At 75.4% G+C, this 14,789-nt stretch carries 14 protein-coding genes; 9 read left to right on the top strand and 5 right to left on the bottom strand.

Features of this window, described 5'->3' with window-relative positions; translation table 11 throughout:
- Positions 1-245 precede the first annotated feature (245 nt).
- The 8 genes from ACFVHV_RS22960 (at position 246) to ACFVHV_RS22925 (ending at position 6,471) form a co-directional block, all read left to right on the top strand.
- Entirely contained in the window at positions 246-1,433 is a 1,188-nt protein-coding gene (locus ACFVHV_RS22960) for a serine hydrolase domain-containing protein (protein WP_380353056.1), read from the top strand.
- 83 nt (positions 1,434-1,516) lie between these two features.
- Positions 1,517-2,464, top strand: a complete 948-nt coding sequence (locus ACFVHV_RS22955) for an aminoglycoside phosphotransferase family protein (RefSeq protein ID WP_380353054.1) — start codon at positions 1,517-1,519, stop codon at positions 2,462-2,464.
- Between the two features lie 164 nt (positions 2,465-2,628).
- A complete protein-coding gene (locus tag ACFVHV_RS22950) occupies positions 2,629-2,985 on the top strand; it encodes a DUF6204 family protein (protein ID WP_359897398.1) in 357 nt (118 codons plus the stop codon).
- Between the two features lie 74 nt (positions 2,986-3,059).
- Positions 3,060-3,614, top strand: a complete 555-nt coding sequence (locus ACFVHV_RS22945; protein WP_380353052.1) for a MarR family winged helix-turn-helix transcriptional regulator — start codon at positions 3,060-3,062, stop codon at positions 3,612-3,614.
- Between the two features lie 194 nt (positions 3,615-3,808).
- On the top strand, positions 3,809-4,495 hold the full coding sequence (locus tag ACFVHV_RS22940; protein ID WP_359897402.1) for a class I SAM-dependent methyltransferase: 687 nt from the start codon (positions 3,809-3,811) through the stop codon (positions 4,493-4,495).
- Complete coding sequence (locus tag ACFVHV_RS22935) at positions 4,492-4,854, top strand: sulfurtransferase TusA family protein (RefSeq protein ID WP_359897404.1); 363 nt, start codon at positions 4,492-4,494, stop codon at positions 4,852-4,854. The genes ACFVHV_RS22940 and ACFVHV_RS22935 overlap by 4 nt, the downstream gene beginning before the upstream one ends.
- Before the next feature lie 124 nt (positions 4,855-4,978).
- Complete coding sequence (locus ACFVHV_RS22930) at positions 4,979-5,980, top strand: polysaccharide deacetylase family protein (RefSeq protein ID WP_380353050.1); 1,002 nt, start codon at positions 4,979-4,981, stop codon at positions 5,978-5,980.
- 41 nt (positions 5,981-6,021) lie between these two features.
- On the top strand, positions 6,022-6,471 hold the full coding sequence (locus ACFVHV_RS22925) for a hypothetical protein (RefSeq protein ID WP_359897480.1): 450 nt from the start codon (positions 6,022-6,024) through the stop codon (positions 6,469-6,471).
- A gap of 71 nt (positions 6,472-6,542) precedes the next feature.
- Here the strand turns inward: ACFVHV_RS22925 and ACFVHV_RS22920 are convergent, their stop codons facing one another.
- From ACFVHV_RS22920 to def, 4 genes are all read right to left on the bottom strand, one after another.
- The gene (locus ACFVHV_RS22920; RefSeq protein WP_380353048.1) at positions 6,543-7,592 is read right to left on the bottom strand and encodes a MerR family transcriptional regulator; all 1,050 of its coding nucleotides are present in this window, start codon (positions 7,590-7,592) and stop codon (positions 6,543-6,545) included.
- A 678-nt stretch (positions 7,593-8,270) separates the two neighbouring features.
- The gene (locus ACFVHV_RS22915) at positions 8,271-9,704 is read right to left on the bottom strand and encodes an RsmB/NOP family class I SAM-dependent RNA methyltransferase (RefSeq protein ID WP_380353046.1); all 1,434 of its coding nucleotides are present in this window, start codon (positions 9,702-9,704) and stop codon (positions 8,271-8,273) included.
- 113 nt (positions 9,705-9,817) lie between these two features.
- A complete protein-coding gene (fmt, locus tag ACFVHV_RS22910) occupies positions 9,818-10,756 on the bottom strand; it encodes a methionyl-tRNA formyltransferase (RefSeq protein ID WP_359897411.1) in 939 nt (312 codons plus the stop codon).
- Positions 10,757-10,880: 124 nt separating this feature from the next.
- Entirely contained in the window at positions 10,881-11,426 is a 546-nt protein-coding gene (gene def, locus ACFVHV_RS22905) for a peptide deformylase (RefSeq protein WP_359897412.1), read from the bottom strand.
- Between the two features lie 254 nt (positions 11,427-11,680).
- Here def and ACFVHV_RS22900 point away from each other — a divergent pair, with 254 nt between their 5' ends.
- The gene (locus tag ACFVHV_RS22900; protein ID WP_380353045.1) at positions 11,681-12,373 is read left to right on the top strand and encodes a hypothetical protein; all 693 of its coding nucleotides are present in this window, start codon (positions 11,681-11,683) and stop codon (positions 12,371-12,373) included.
- A 203-nt stretch (positions 12,374-12,576) separates the two neighbouring features.
- Here the strand turns inward: ACFVHV_RS22900 and ACFVHV_RS22895 are convergent, their stop codons facing one another.
- Complete coding sequence (locus ACFVHV_RS22895) at positions 12,577-14,661, bottom strand: primosomal protein N' (protein ID WP_359897414.1); 2,085 nt, start codon at positions 14,659-14,661, stop codon at positions 12,577-12,579.
- Between the last annotated feature and the right edge of the window lie 128 nt (positions 14,662-14,789).

Below are 14,789 nucleotides of genomic sequence, written 5' to 3'. Positions count from 1 at the left end.
GGCCCGGTCGCTTTCCGGCGGGATTCCTGCCGATCGGCACATGCGCGAACGGGGTTCCGGCGATCAGTCTTGGAGTCACCGCGACGGCGGCCGCCCGGGCCGCCGTGGAAGGGAGCCTCCGCCGTGTTCCACGACCACGATCTCCAGCTCCGCACCCACCGGATGCAACTGATCGCCCGTCAGCTTCGTGTTCTCCGGGGCGGATCACTCCGCCCCTCACCCGTCCTCACGGCACCGGAGAACTCATGCCCGCCACCAAGCCCGCCGCCCTCGCGCTCGGCCTCGCCGCCCTGCTCCTCACGGCCGTGCCTGCCGCACCCGCCCTCGGCCAGGCGCCGCCCGGCGGTCCCGATCCGGTCGTCCTCGACGCCGCGATCGCCGCCCGGCCGGGAGACCCTGCGGCGGGCGTGATCGCCCGGGTGACGGTCGACGGCCGGGCCTGGCGCGGCAGTGCCGGCGATCCGGTGAGCGGGCGGCCGGTGGCGTCGAACGCCTCGTTCCGGATCGGCAGCATCAACAAGACCTTCGTCGCCGCGGTGGTGCTCCAGCTCGCCGCCGAACAGCGGATCTCCCTGGACGGCACCGTCCAGCAGTACCTGCCCGGCACGCTGCCCGCCGACTTCACCCTGCCGATCACCGTCCGTCAACTCCTCGACCACACCAGCGGACTGCCACAGGCCGTCGAGGGTCCGAACACCCAGGATCCCGACGAACTGATAGCGCGCCGCTTCGGGCTGGAGACGCTCGACCAGGTCGTCCAGAGGACGCTCCGCCCCGCGGACGGGCACGTGGTCACTCCGTCCTTCACCCCGGGCGCCGCCCAGGAGTACAACAACTTCAACTACCGGCTGGCGGGCCGGATCATCGAGCAGGCGACCGGGCACACGATCAGGGAGGAGGTGACGGCCCGCATCCTGAAGCCGCTCGGCCTGCGGCACACCGAGGTGCCGGAGGGCAGGCCTACGATGCCCGAGCCCCACCTGACCGGCTACTTCGCCGACAGGGCCGGCACCCCGATCGACGTCTCCGAGCAGGGCGGCAACTCGGAGTCGATGGTGTCCACCCCGGCCGACCTGGACGTCTTCCTGCGCGCCCTGCTGGACGGCGAACTCCTGCCGCCCCAGCAGCTGAACGACCTGCTCACCCTGCCGCGGGACGCCTCCGGCCGGCTGCTGCCCGTACGCGGAGCCGGCGAGTGCCGGTTCGGTCCGGACAAGGGACGGGCCTGCTACAGCGCCGGGCTGATGGCCATCCCCCTGCAGGACGGCACGGTGCTCTGGGGCAAGACCGGGCACGACCTCGGGTACTCCGACGGCTTCTTCACCACCCCGGACCTGCGCAGGAGGCTGGTCTACTCCGTCGGCACCGGGAACGGCGCCCCGGCACCGGCGCTCCGCCTCGCCGCCACGACCTTCGGCCCCTTCGCGCCCTGAGCCCGACCGGTTCGGCGCAGCCGCCGCCGGTCCTCCCCGCCGCCGACCGCCCGCCCGCGCGCCCACCACTGGAAGGAACCCGCATGATCACCGTCCCCGCCGGGCTCCACCGGACCACCGTCGACCGCGAGGGAGCCCCCGGCGCGGCCTGGATCGCCGAACTCCCCGGCCTCGCCGCCGAACTGCTGGATCGCTGGAACTGCGTGCCGGACGGCGCCGCCACCCACGGCGGCGTCGGCCTGATCCTCCCGGTCCGCCGGGCAGCCGGGCGCGCGGCCGTGCTGAAGGTGTCGTTCCCCCACCCGGGCAACGTGCACGAGCCGGACGCCTTCGCGGTGTGGGCGGGCCGGGGAGCCGTCCGGCTGTACGAACGGGACGACGAGCGCTTCGCCATGCTGCTCGAACGGGCGGGCCCGACGACGCTCGCGGAGGTCCGGGACGGCGACGAGGTGCTGACGGCCGCCGGGCGGCTCAGCCGCCGGCTCGCCGTCCCGGCACCACCGGGCCTGCCCCGGTTGAGCGAGCGGGCCGAGGAATGGGAGGCCCGGCTGCGCATCGACGCGGCCTCCCTGCCCCACGACCTGTCGGCCCGCGCGGTGGACGCCGTCCTCGCGACCGTCCGCGACCTCGCCCGCGTCCAGCCGGAGGTGCTCGTCCACGGCGACCTCCACCCCCGCAACATCCTGCGGGCCGAGCGCGAACCCTGGCTGGCCGTGGACCCCAAGGGCTGCGCGGGAGACCGGGCCCACGACGCCGGCACCCTGATCACCGTCCACGCCCTGACCCTGGTCGACGCGACGAGCCTGCTCAACGCGACGGACGTGCGCCGCGCCGTCCTCCACGCGCTCGACGTCTTCTCCGAGGCCGCCGGGCTGGACCGAGAACGCACCCGCCGCTGGGCCCAACTCCACGCCGTCCAGGCCGCCTTCCGGGGCCGACGGCACGGGTTCCGGCGTGTCCGGGGAGGCCCTGAGCTCGCCCGGCTCACCCGGTACGCGGACGGCCTCGCCGAAGCACTCACCCCCGTGTGACCGCATCCACCCGACCGCCCCCGCCCGACCGCTTCCACCCGGCGCACCCGCCGGGTCCGCGCCGCCGCTCGATCACCGGATCGATCACCGGACCGGGCCGCCGCGCCACCGCGCCGCCGAAATCGTGTTGGCGGCCGGCAGCCCGTGCTGCCTATGGTCGGGGGATGACCACTCGAACCTTCCGCATCATGGTGCGCGGCGTCTTCGACGGCCTCACCGACGAACAGCGCGCCGAACTGCTCGCCGCCGCACCCGCGCACGACGTGCTGCACGCCGCCTTCACCCGCGAGGGCCACCTCAGCTACGACCTCTCCGCACGGGCCGCCTTCACCTTCCGCTTCCTCGACGAGGGCGAGGCCGAGGAGGACATCCTGGAGGCCACCGAGCGGGCCGAGCAGTCGGCGCGGGACTGGCTGACCGAACGCGGCTACGGCTGCAAGAACCTCCGCTCCCAGGCCGAGGACCTCTCCCAGGCGCCGCTCGGCAAGCGTCAGCGCCGCGCCGCCGCCACCGGTCGCTGAGCCGACCCCTCCCCCTCCGCCACCTCCTTGACGGCTTCCTCCCGGGATATACTTGAGCAGTCAAGGAGGTGGCAATGACAGACCAGCCGGTCCAGCCCGAGCAGCCCGAGCAGCCCGACCGATCGAAGCAGGTGGGACCCGTGCAGCAGACCGCGACCGCACCGGCCACGCCGGACCCGAGCCCCGACCCGTTGGACACCGCCCTGCGGCTGGTCCGCGCCCAGACGGCCGTGGTCAAGCGCTTCGACGCGAGCCTCAGCGGCCTGCACGGCGTCAGCCTGGCCGACTTCACGATGCTGCTCCACCTCTCCCAGGCCCCCGGCGGCCGGATGCGCCGGGTCGACCTCGCCGAAGCCCTCGGGCTCACCGCCTCCGGTGTGACCCGCGGCCTCGCACCGCTGGAGCGGATCGGCCTGGTCGCCCGCGAGGCCGCCGCCCGCGACGCCCGGGTCGCCTACGCCGCCCTCACCCCGACCGGCCGTGAGCGTCTCGCCGAGATGCTGCACACCGCCCGCCAGGTCGCCGCCGACCACTTCGCGACCGAGCAGTGGAGCCCCGAGGACCTCGGCCGGCTGTCCACCCTGCTCACCCGCCTCGGCGGAACCGCCCCCGGCCAGCGCCTCACCTGATCCGCCCGCACCGCGCACCCACCACCCGCCCACCCTGCCCGCACACACCGCCACCGCCCCCGCCAGTCCCGCCGTCGGACCCCACCTCCTAGGCTGGCCCCGCACGACCCGTACCGCCCGCACCACCCGAACCGACAGCACCGACAGCACCGACAGCACCGCGCGCACCGCACCACCCCGGGAAGGACAGCACCATGACCGACACCCCCGGCACCGGGCCCGGCCCGGAAAGCGCCCTCGCCGACGCCCAACGCGCGCACTGGCAGCAGACCTACGCCGCCAACCCGGGGATGTACGGCGAGCGGCCCTCGGCCCCCGCCGAGTACGCCGCCGAGGTGTTCGCCGCCGCCGGAGCCCGGGACGTACTGGAACTCGGCGCCGGCCACGGGCGCGACACGCTGCACCTCGCCCGTGCGGGCTTCCGCGTGCTGGCCGCCGACTTCAGCCCGACCGCCCTGCACCAGCTGCGCACCGCCGCCACGGACCAGGAACTGGCCGACCGGCTCTCGGTCCTCACCCATGACGTCCGCGACCCGCTGCCCCTTCCCGACGCCTCCGTCGACGCGGTCTTCGCCCACATGCTGCTCTGCATGGCGCTCTCCACCGAGGAGATCGAGGCGCTCGTCGCCGAGGTCCGCCGGGTCCTGCGACCGGGCGGCACCTTCGTCTACACCGTCCGCCACACCGGCGACGCCCACTACGGCGCCGGCACCGGCCACGGGGACGACATCTGGGAGCACGGCGGCTTCGCCGTCCACTTCTTCCCCCGCGTGCTGGTGGACGCGCTCGCCGAAGGCTGGCGCCTGACCGACGTCCATCCCTTCGAGGAGGGCGAACTGCCCCGCCGCCTCTGGCGCATCACCCAGGAGACCCCGCGATGACCGCACCCGACGCCGCCGCCCCCGACGCCGCCAAGGCCGGCACCCCCGACGTCGCCACCCCCGGCACCACCGCCCCCGACCTCACCGTCGACGGCACCGGCCTGCTCTGCGTCCAGCTGCTGCTCCGGCTGCGCGCGCAGATCGCGCACCTCCCGGCCGGCGCCGTGGTCCACATCCACACCACCGACCCCGCCGCCCCGCTCGACCTCCCCGCCTGGTGCCATCTGACCGGCCACGCCTACCTCGGCCAGGTCCCGTACGAGGCCACCGACCGCGAGGTGTACGCGCTGCGGCTCACCTCCGCCCCGGTCCGCACCCACCCCGACCGCCCCTGGCACCCGGCACCCGCCACCGACTGACCGGCCCCGCCCTCCGCTCGCCCCACGCCGCCGCTCGCGCCGTCCCGCCGGACGCCCACCCCGCCCGACCGCGTCGCCCGGAAACCCCGCGCATCCACCCCCACCGCCGGGACAGACTGCGTCCATGCCCGCAGCCGATGCCACGCCCGCACCCCCGCCCCCGCACTCACCCACACCCCCCACCGCCAACCACCTCCTCGGCCACCCGCCCGACGCCCGCCTCCTGCTGCTCAACTGCGACGACCTCGGCCTGGACGAGTCCGTCAACCTCGCCGTGGTCGACGCCGTCCGGAACGGCATCGCCGCCTCCTGCAGCCTGATGACGCCCTGCGCCGCCGCGCCGCACGCGCTCCGGCTGCTGCGCCGGCACCCTGAGGTCCCCTTCGGCGTCCACCTCACGCTGGTCTGCGAGTCCGCGGACCGCCGCTGGGGTCCGCTCGCCGCCCGTGACCGGGTGCCCTCCCTCCTCGACGACTCCGGAGGGTTCTTCGCCCCCACCCCCGCCGGACGCGCCGCACTGCTCGCCCGGGCCCGACTCGACGACGTCGAGCGCGAGTTCCGCGCCCAGATCGACGCGGTCGCGGCGGCCGGCCTCGCCCCGACCCACCTTGACTTCCACTGCCTGGCCGACGGCGGCCGCGAGGACGTCCTCGACCTCACCCTCGCCCTCGGCGCCGAGTACGGCCTGGCGGTCCGGGTCTGGCTGCCGCCCGCACTCGCCCGGCTGCGCGCGCAGGGCCTGCCGGTGGTGGACCACGGCTTCCTCGACAGCTTCACCGTCCCCCTGGAGGACAAGCCCGCCCACTACGCCCGCCTGCTCGCCGCGCTCCCCCCGGGCCTCACCGAGTGGGCCCTGCACCCCGGCACGGCCGGCCCGAGGACGGACCCGAAGGGAGATCCGAACCATCACGGCCCGAACCGTCACGGCCCGAACCGCCCCGCCCCGGAGGACGGTTGGCGCGTCCGGCGCACCGACCACGCGTTCCTCGTCTCCCCCGAGGCCCGCCGACTGCTCACCGAGCTCGGCATCACCGTCCTCGGCTACCGCACGCTCCAGGAGGCCTGGCAGCGGGCCCGAGGACGGCTCGCGGCCGAGGCCCCCGGGCCGCCCGGTGTGCCACGATGAGGAGGTACGAACGATCCAGCGCCACAGGGAGGTTGACCGCCGTGGACCCGATCATCAGCTGCCGCTGGCAGGACCCGAACGGCGAGTGGGCCCTGACCGTCGGCCACAACGGCGACGACTGGGAACTGCTCGCCTCCGCCCCCGCCTGGTCGGAGTCGATCCCCTTCTCGAACCCGGACGAGGTCCGCCGGCTCGCCCAGGCGCTGCTGGACCTGCCCGCCGACCCCGAGCCGTACGAGTTCGAATGGCAGCTCTCCCGCGCCGGTTCGGCCCCGGCCGAGGGCAAGCAGCAGCCGCACTTCGCGACCTTCGCCGTCGGCCTCGACCCCACCGACGACCACCGCCCCTACCTCGCCTACCAGTCCTACTACGACCTGGGCCGGGCGACCGGAATCGGCCTGGAGGTGATCTGCGAGGACCCGCCGGTCGACCACCTCCGCGCCCAGGCCCACGCCTTCCTCACCACCTTCCCCGGCCCCGCCCGCCGATAGCCCCACCCCACCCTCCGGCACCCCCAGCCGCACCCGCACCCCCGTCACGCGCCCCCGACCCCCGCACCGGCTCACGCCACGGCGCGCACCGCCCAGTTCACCTCTGCCGCCCAACTCTCCGGTGCGGCCCACCCGTTGACCACCGCCAGCAGCTCCAGGTACCGCTCCCGCCGCGGATCGGCCATCGCCCCCAGCCGCTCCGCCAAACGGTCACGCAGCGCCCCGGCATCTCCCGGCACCGCCCCCGCGCACCACCGCCCGTACCGCTCCACCAACTCCGCGACGACGGCCGCCGCCTCCACCGAGTCCGGCTCCACCCCGGCCGCGACCGCCGGTCCGGCCAACTCCCTTACTGCCACGGCCAGTCCGGGCCTCGGCAGATGCGCAGCGGCCCGCACCGCCACGGCCACCCCCTCCGCCGCTTCCGCCGCTTCCGCCCCGGCCACCCCCTCCGCCGCTTCCGCCGCTTCCGCCTCGGCCGCCTCGGCCTCGGCGAGCCCGCGCAGCAGCGCCCGGAACCCGGTGTCCCCCGCCAGCCGCGCCAACTCCACCCAGGCCTCGACCTGTTCGACCGACGGTTCCTCCGGCAGCTCCGGCGTCAACGAGCGCGCCACGGCGGCGAACCGCCCGCCCCTCTCGATCCCACCGTTCCCTGTCCTGCCGTCCCCTGTCCCGTCGTCCCCGATCCTGCCGAACACCCCCGCCAGGAACTCCCCGATCAGGTGCCCCCGTTCGTCCTCCGTGAGCCGGGCCAACTGGTGCACGAGCGTCAACTCCTCAGGTGTCGACCCGAGCCTGGCCACCGTCCCGAGCACGGCCCGCCGCAGTCGCAGCACCCGGATCTGGACGTCGATCGCCTCCGCCTGCGCGGCGGCGACATCGGCCGGCGTCAGTTCGCGCTCCACCACCCGCCGGATCGCGGGCAGTCCGAGCCCGAGCTCCCGCAGGGTGCGGACCAGTTCCAGGCGGGCGACGGCGTCGGCACCGTACCGCCGGTGGCCGGCCGGGTTGCGGTCGGCCGGCGGCACGATCCCCTGGTTCGAGTAGAAGCGGACGGTCTTGACCGTCAGCCCCGTCCGTCGGGCCAGCTCACCGATGGTGTACGTCGTGTCGCCGTTCATGGCACCACCCTGCTACCTCCCCCCACGGGAGGTGCAAGCCCCCTCACCCGCGAGGCCCGCGAGGCCTGCGAGACCCCCGGGGCCCCTGGGACCGGTGGGGCCCGTCGGGCCCGCGCCGGTGCTCGCCCTCCCGCCCGGAGATCCCGGAGCGCCCGGAGCGCCCGGAGCGCCGGGGCGTCCGCCAGGCGGCGAACAGGACGCCCGCCGCGCCGATGACCGCCTGGAGCGCCCCCGCACCGGCCGTCAGGCAGATCAGGGTGCACACCGCCAGGATCGCCATCAGGGCGATCAGGTCGAGCGTCCGGCCGTCCGTCACGGCCCGGCGCGCCCCGGATCCCCGGGCACCGTTCCCCGAGCCGGCGGGTTCCCGCTGCGGCCGCTGAATCTCCGATGACACTGCGCGTCTCCCACGGTCCGGGAGGGCAGCCGCCGGGGAACGCGCCCAGCACGCAGAACAGCCGCATCGCGCCGCATGTCTCGTGGGGTTGCTTCCCCGGCTCCGCCGCGCGACGCGACGAAGCCTGCCCCCCAAAGATCATGCAGCCGAGCGGCTACACGAGAACCATGGAAACCGACGCCTGACGCGGTGTCAACCCGCCCCGGGCCGACGGCGGATCCCTGACGGAACGAGCCGCCGGTGTCGCCTCCCCACCTGGGGGAGGCGACACCGGAAGGGCCTCAGGCGGTGCGGCGCAGCAGCGCCAGGTACATCGCGTCGGTCCCGTGCAGGTGCGGCCACAGCTGCACGTCCGGCCCGTCGCCGAGCGCCGGGACGCCGGGCAGCAGCGGGCGCGCGTCGATCCACTCGACCCGGCCGTCCTCGGCCCGCAGCACGTCGTCCACGACCGCGCGGGTCTCCGCGAGGTGCGGCGAGCAGGTCGCGTAGCCGACCACGCCGCCGACCCGGGTGGCCTCGATCGCCGAGCGCAGCAGGTCCCGCTGGAGCGGGCCGAAGGCCGCGACGTCGGCCGGCCGGCGCCGCCAGCGCGCCTCAGGGCGGCGGCGCAGCGCGCCGAGGCCGGAGCACGGCACGTCGACCAGCACCCGGTCGAAGCCACCGGACCGCCAGGCCGGGCGCGTCCCGTCGGCCGCGATCACGGTGTACGGGCCGGGGTTGCCGGCCAGCGCCCGCGCCACCAGCCGGGCCCGGTGCGGCTGCTTCTCGCTCGCGACCAGGGCCGCGCCCCGCTCGGCGGCGAGCGCGCCGAGCAGCGCGGCCTTGCCGCCGGGGCCGGCGCAGCCGTCCAGCCAGAGCCGGTCCGGCCCCTCCAGCGGCGCCGCCGCCAGCGCCAGTGCGACCAGCTGGCTGCCTTCGTCCTGAACGCCCGCCCGGTTCTCCTGCACCGCCGCGATCGATCCCGGGTCGCCGCCCTCGGCGAGCCGCAGCGCGAACGGGGACCAGCGGCCCGGCTCGGCCTCCGGCAGCGCCTCGGCGAGCTCGCCGACGGTGGCGCGGCCGGGGCGGGCGACCAGGGTGACCTCGGGCCGCTCGTTGTCGGCCCGCAGCAGCTCCTCCATCGCGGTGCGCCCGGAGGCGTCCGGCTGCCAGCGGCCGAGCGAGTCCCAGAGCGCGGAGACGACCCAGCGCGGGTGCGAGTGGACGACGGCCAGGTGGTCCTCGGCGTCCTTGTCGTACGGCGGGGCGACCTTCTCGATCCAGGCGTCCAGGTCGTGGGCGCTGATCCGGCGGAGTACGGCGTTGACGAACTTGGCCTTGCCGTCGCCGAGCACCACCCGGGCCAGTTCGACGGTCACCGAGACGGCCGCGTGGCTGGGGATGCGGGTGGTGAGCAGCTGGTGCGCGCCGAGCGAGAGCACGTCCAGCACCGGCGGGTCGACCTTGCCGAGCGGCCGGTCGATGCAGGCGGCGATGACCGCGTCGTAGGTGCCCTGCAGGCGCAGGGTGCCGTAGACCAGCTCGGTGGCGAGGGCGGCGTCGCGCCGGTCCATGCCCTTCTGCTCGGCCTCGCGGAGCAGTGAGGGCAGGATCAGGTTGGCGTACGCGTCCCGCTCGTCGACGGCGCGCAGGGCGCGGAACGCGACGATCCGGGCCGGGTCCTTCTTCGGGCGGCGGTGCGGGCGGGGGGCGCGGTTGGTGCTGGGGGTGGTCACAGGTGCCTCAAGGTGCTGCGGTGGTTATCGACGAACTCGGACGAACAACAGATTTGAACGAACAAGGGCGATCTCAATCGATCTCAAACGAACAGTAGCGCCAAACCGGAGCGTCAGCCCCCGAGGCGCTCCCCCTCCTCCAGCCGCGCGCCCCGGGCCCAGTCGGCGGCCCGCATCTCCTTCTTCCCCTGCGGACGCACCTCCCCCAGCTCCACGTCGTGGCTGCCGGTGCCGACCCGGACGCTGTTCTTGCCCGCCATCGCGACCTCGCCCGGCGCCAGCTCGGCGGAGTCCGGCAGCAGCCGGACCGGCCCGGTGACCTTCAGCCGCTCGCCCCGGAACTCCGTCCAGGCGCCCGGCGCCGGCGCGCAGCCGCGCACGACCCGGTCGATCCGCAGCGCGGGGTGGCTCCAGTCGATCCGCGCGTCCTCGACGGTGATCTTCGGCGCGAGCGTGACGCCCTCGGCCGGCTGCGGCACGGCGTGCAGGGAGCCGTCCTCGATGCCGTCCATGGTGGCCGCGAGCAGTCGCGCGCCGGAGTGCGAGAGCCGGGTGAGCAGCTCGCCGCTGGTGTCGGCCGGGCGGATCTCCTCGGTGATCACGCCGTAGACCGGGCCGGAGTCCAGGCCCTGCTCGATCAGGAAGGTGGAGGCGCCGGTGACCTCGTCGCCGGCCAGCACCGCGTGCTGGACCGGGGCCGCGCCGCGCCAGGCCGGCAGCAGCGAGAAGTGCAGGTTGACCCAGCCGTACTCGGGGATCTCCAGCGTGCCGGGGCGCAGCAGGGCGCCGTAGGCGACCACCGGGCAGCAGTCGGGCGCGAGTTCGGTGAGCCGGGCGACGAAGTCCGGGTCGCTCGGCTTCACCGGCTTGAGGACCTCGATCCCGGCCTCCTCGGCGCGCTGGGCGACGGGGCTGGCGACCAGCTTGCGTCCGCGCCCGGCCGGAGCGTCCGGGCGGGTGACCACCGCGACGACCTCGTGCCGGTCCGAAGCGAGCAGGGCGTCCAGGGCGGGAACGGCGACCTCGGGGGTGCCGGCGAAGACGAGTCGCATCAAGGGCCTTTCTGCAAAAAGAAGTTCGAGGAGCCGGCGGAACCCGACCGGAGTCGGCGGGGAGCCGGCGGACGTCGACCGAGCCCGGCCGACGTCAGCGGAGATCAGCCGGAACCGGCGGAAGTCAGCGGGCGGAACCGAAGGTGCTGTGCGGCGAGACCTTGACCACCGGAGCCGACCCGCCGTCCCAGTCCGCCTCCCGGATCGCCTTCAGCGCGGCCTTGCGCTGCTCGCGGTCGAGCCGGTCGATGAAGATGATGCCGTCCAGGTGGTCGGTCTCGTGCTGGATGCACCGGGCGAGCAGCTGAGTGCCCTCCAAAGTCACCGGATCGCCGTACATGTTGAAGCCCCTGGCCACCACGCCGTACGCGCGCTTGGTGTCGTAGCGCAGGCCGGGCAGCGACAGGCAGCCCTCGGGGCCGTCCTGCTCCTCCTCGCTCAGCGACAGGTCCGGGTTGATCAGGTGCCCGGTGACGCCGTCCACGTGGTACGTGAACACCCGCAGGGAGACGCCGAGTTGGGGCGCAGCGAGGCCGGCTCCGGGAGCGTCCAGCATGGTGTCGGTGAGGTCGTGGACCAGCTTGCGCAGTTCCTTGTCGAAGGTGGTCACCGGCTTCGCGGTGGACCGCAGAACGGGGTCTCCGAAGAGACGGATCGGCTGGATCGCCACGGGGTACGGGCTCCTGTCCGTAGGGGCGCGGGCTGCGGTCGGCCGCTGGTTCACCCGCCAGTCTATGCAACCCGTACGGCCGTCCGCCGGGGGCTTCCCCCGGGCCCGGATCGGCGGCCGGCACGGCCCGACTGTGCCCAGCCGCGTTACCCCGGCCCCCGCTTCGGCGTTGGTCAAGAGAGATTGACCGGGCCGGGCGCACGGGACACCGCGTGCCGGCCGAGCCGAACCGTACGGAAGGTGGCACGTAGGCCATGGCCGAGCAGATCAACCACGACGCACGGGCGCGGGCGAGCCTGCACCTGCTGGTGCGGGACATCGAGCGGGTGAGGCGGCAGGTCGACGCGCTGCGGACGCTCACCGCTCAACTGGGCAACGTCTACCGTCCGCGCCGACCGAGCACCTCGGCCGGCTTCGTGGTGTACGGGCGGGCGCCGGCGCCGACCGTGCGCCTGGCGCAGGAACTGCGGGAGAGCGTGGAGACCCTGGTGGCGGCGGCGGTCGAGTTCGACCGGGCGCTGGGCTTCTCCTGGGACTCGGTGGGCTCCGCCCTCGGGGTCACCAAGCAGGCCGTGCACCGGCGCTACGGCATGCGCCGCCCGACCAGCGAGCTCCTCGCCGCGAGCGGTGGCGTCCCGGGCCAGAGCCGCCCGGACCGCGTCGACGAGCTGCCCCCGGCCGTCGAGCGCACCGGTCTGGCCACGACCGTCCCGGCGGCCCGCCAGGGCGGCCTGGACCGCAGCAGCCTGGACCGCGGCGCCCTGGAGCGCAGCACGATGGACCGCAGCACGATGGACCGCACCGCGATCGAGCGGGCGACGATCGACCGCACCGCGATCGACCGCGGCCCGATGGAGCGCACCCCCGTCGACCGCGGCACGCCCGACCGCGGCACCCCCGCCGACCGCCCCCAGGCGGACCGACCCGGCATCCCGCTGCGCGGCTGACCGAGCCGCCGCAGCCGGGCCGTCCGGGGCGGGGTGGCCCACTCACCCCGCCCCACCCGCCCACCGGGCCCGAAGCCCACCGGACCACCACCCCCGACCCGACCAAGGCCCAAGCCCCGACCCCGACCCCGACCAAGGCCAAAGCCCCCAGACCCGACCAAGGCCCGGACCAGGCCCCCGAGCAGCGCCCCGGCCGACGCCGCTCAGCCGATGTCCGTCGGATCCACCCGCACCCGCACCGGCTCCGCCGTCCGCAGCGCGATCCGCGCGATCTGCGCCGCCTTGAGCGCCGCCGCCAGCGCCGCCCCCTGCCCGGGCGGCACCCGCAGCAGCGCGCGTTCCTGCTCCTCCCCCCGCAGCGCCGGTACCGGTACCGGCCCGAGCACGTCCGCCCCCTCGGGCAGCCGGATCAGGTTCAGCAGGTCCGTCACCGCCGAGGGGGTCCCGCTCACCGAGGCCATCCGGGAGACCGGCGGGAAGTGCAGCTGGGCCCGTTCGTCCCGTTCCAGCCCGGCGTGCCCCAGCGGGTCCCAGCGCACCAGCGCCTGTACCGGACGGGCCGAGGGCTCGGCCACCACGACCACCGTCCCGCCGTCCGTCGAGGGCCGCACCAGCGCGGCCGCCGCGAGCCAGAGCCGCAGCGTCTCCTCCCCCGCCCGCAGGTCGGGCCGGCCGAGCAGCGCCCAGCCGTCCAGCAGCAGCGCGGCCCCGTACCCGCCGCCGCCCTCCACGACCGGCTCCGCACCGGGTGTGGAGATCACCAGTGAGGGCTCGTCGGGCACGGTGGTGAGCACCGCTTCCCGGCCCGAGGTCCGCACCGGGAGGCGCGGGAACGCCTTGCCGAGTTCCTCCGCCGTCCGCCGGGCCCCGACCACCTGGGCCCGCAGCCGGAAGGACCCGCACTCGGGGCAGTGCCAGTCGTTCTCCGCCTCCCCGCACCAGCCGCAGCACAGCGGGGCGTCCGCCGAGGGCGCCTCCAGCGGCCCTTCGCAGCGCCGGCAGCGCGCGGGGGTCCGGCAGCGCCCGCAGGCCAGCCGGGGCACGTAGCCGCGCCGGGGCACCTGGATGAGCACCGGGTGCCCGGCGGCCAGCGACTCCCGGGCGGCCTCCCAGGCCACCGAGGGCAGCCGGGCGGCCTGGGCGGCGGCGTCCCGGTGCTGGTCCTGGTCGGTGACGGTCCGCACCCGGGGCGCGACCTGCCGCACCGTCTCCCGGTCCGCGACCAGCGGGCGCGCCCAGCCGGTGCTGACCAGCTGGGCGCCCTCCACCGTCACCGCGTGCCCGCCGAGCAGCACCGCCGCGCCCTCCTCGGCGGCGCGCAGCAGCGCCACCTCGCGCACGTGCGGGTGCGGGGCGCGCGGGTCGCTGTGGCTGCCGTCCCCGTCCGACCAGACGACGACCAGCCCGAGGTCCCGGACCGGCGCGAACATGGTGGCCCTGGTCCCGATCACCGCGTGCACCGAGCCGCGGCTCACCGCGAGCCAGCGCTTGTAGCGCTCGCGCGGGCCGAGGTCGGCCTCCAGCGCCACGTGCATCCCGGGGCCGAGCAGTTCGGTCAGGGCCTGGTCGACCCGGGCCACCGAGCGCCCCTCCGGGAGCACGACCAGCGCGCCGCGGCCGCCGGCGAGGGTCGCGGCCACCGCCCGGGCGATCTCGTACGGCCAGCCGGGGCCGGGCAGCGCCGCCCAGACCGCGCGCGGTGCGCCGCCCCCGGCGAGCGCGGCGAGGAAGTCGGGCCCGGCCGGGTAGCGCTGCCAGCCGCCGGGGGCCGGGGCGGCCGGGCGCGGCAGCGGCGGCGGCGAGGGCTCGGCCTCGGCCTTGGCGTGCCGGGGCGGGACGGCCAGCTGGAGCACGTCGGCCAGTGTCCCGGCGTACCGGTCGGCGACGGTCCGGCACAGCCGCAGCAGTTGCGGGGTGAGCACGGGCTCGGGCGAGAGCACCTGGGCCAGCGGGGCGAGCGGTCCGGCGAAGTCGCTCTTCTCCAGCCGGGCGACGATGAACCCGTCGTGCAGTTCGCCGCCCTCGCGCTGGCCCTTCACCACTCGGGCCCCGAAGCGCACCCGCACCCGTACTCCGGGCTGGGCCTCCTCGGCCATGGCGGCCGGCACCTCGTAGTCGAAGAGCTTGTCGATGGTGAGCACGCCCTTGTCCACCACGACCCGGGCCACCGGCAGGTGCTCGGCCCGCTTGGCCCCGTGCCAGGTGCGCGGCTTGGCCCGCTTGACCGTCTCCCGGATGAACGCCAGCTGCTCCGGCTCGGCGGCCCCGTTCTCCCCTGTGCTGCTCATCGCCACCAAGTACTACCAGGTCACACCGACAATGCACCCGCTGGAGCAGGGCCTCGCGCTGGGCCTCGGAGAGGGCGGCAGTCATGTCCGTTTCGGTCAGGCCGGGGGCGACGACGATGCTGGTGATA

It is taken from the genome of Kitasatospora sp. NPDC127116, from assembly GCF_042677365.1.
Taxonomy (GTDB): Bacteria; Actinomycetota; Actinomycetes; order Streptomycetales; family Streptomycetaceae; genus Kitasatospora; species Kitasatospora lactacystinica.
Note: the sequence above shows the minus strand (reverse complement) of the source record. Positions and strands in the feature narration are given on the sequence as shown.

Bases quoted from the DNA above. Each gene is read 5' to 3' on its own strand.
- ACFVHV_RS22960 (WP_380353056.1), top strand. From the start codon at position 246: ATGCCCGCCACCAAGCCCGCCGCCCTCGCGCTCGGCCTCGCCGCCCTG.
- ACFVHV_RS22955 (WP_380353054.1), top strand. From the start codon at position 1,517: ATGATCACCGTCCCCGCCGGGCTCCACCGGACCACCGTCGACCGCGAG.
- ACFVHV_RS22950 (WP_359897398.1), top strand. From the start codon at position 2,629: ATGACCACTCGAACCTTCCGCATCATGGTGCGCGGCGTCTTCGACGGC.
- ACFVHV_RS22945 (WP_380353052.1), top strand. From the start codon at position 3,060: ATGACAGACCAGCCGGTCCAGCCCGAGCAGCCCGAGCAGCCCGACCGA.
- ACFVHV_RS22940 (WP_359897402.1), top strand. From the start codon at position 3,809: ATGACCGACACCCCCGGCACCGGGCCCGGCCCGGAAAGCGCCCTCGCC.
- ACFVHV_RS22935 (WP_359897404.1), top strand. From the start codon at position 4,492: ATGACCGCACCCGACGCCGCCGCCCCCGACGCCGCCAAGGCCGGCACC.
- ACFVHV_RS22930 (WP_380353050.1), top strand. From the start codon at position 4,979: ATGCCCGCAGCCGATGCCACGCCCGCACCCCCGCCCCCGCACTCACCC.
- ACFVHV_RS22920 (WP_380353048.1), bottom strand. From the start codon at position 7,592: ATGAACGGCGACACGACGTACACCATCGGTGAGCTGGCCCGACGGACG.
- fmt (WP_359897411.1), bottom strand. From the start codon at position 10,756: ATGCGACTCGTCTTCGCCGGCACCCCCGAGGTCGCCGTTCCCGCCCTG.
- ACFVHV_RS22900 (WP_380353045.1), top strand. From the start codon at position 11,681: ATGGCCGAGCAGATCAACCACGACGCACGGGCGCGGGCGAGCCTGCAC.
- ACFVHV_RS22895 (WP_359897414.1), bottom strand. From the start codon at position 14,661: ATGAGCAGCACAGGGGAGAACGGGGCCGCCGAGCCGGAGCAGCTGGCG.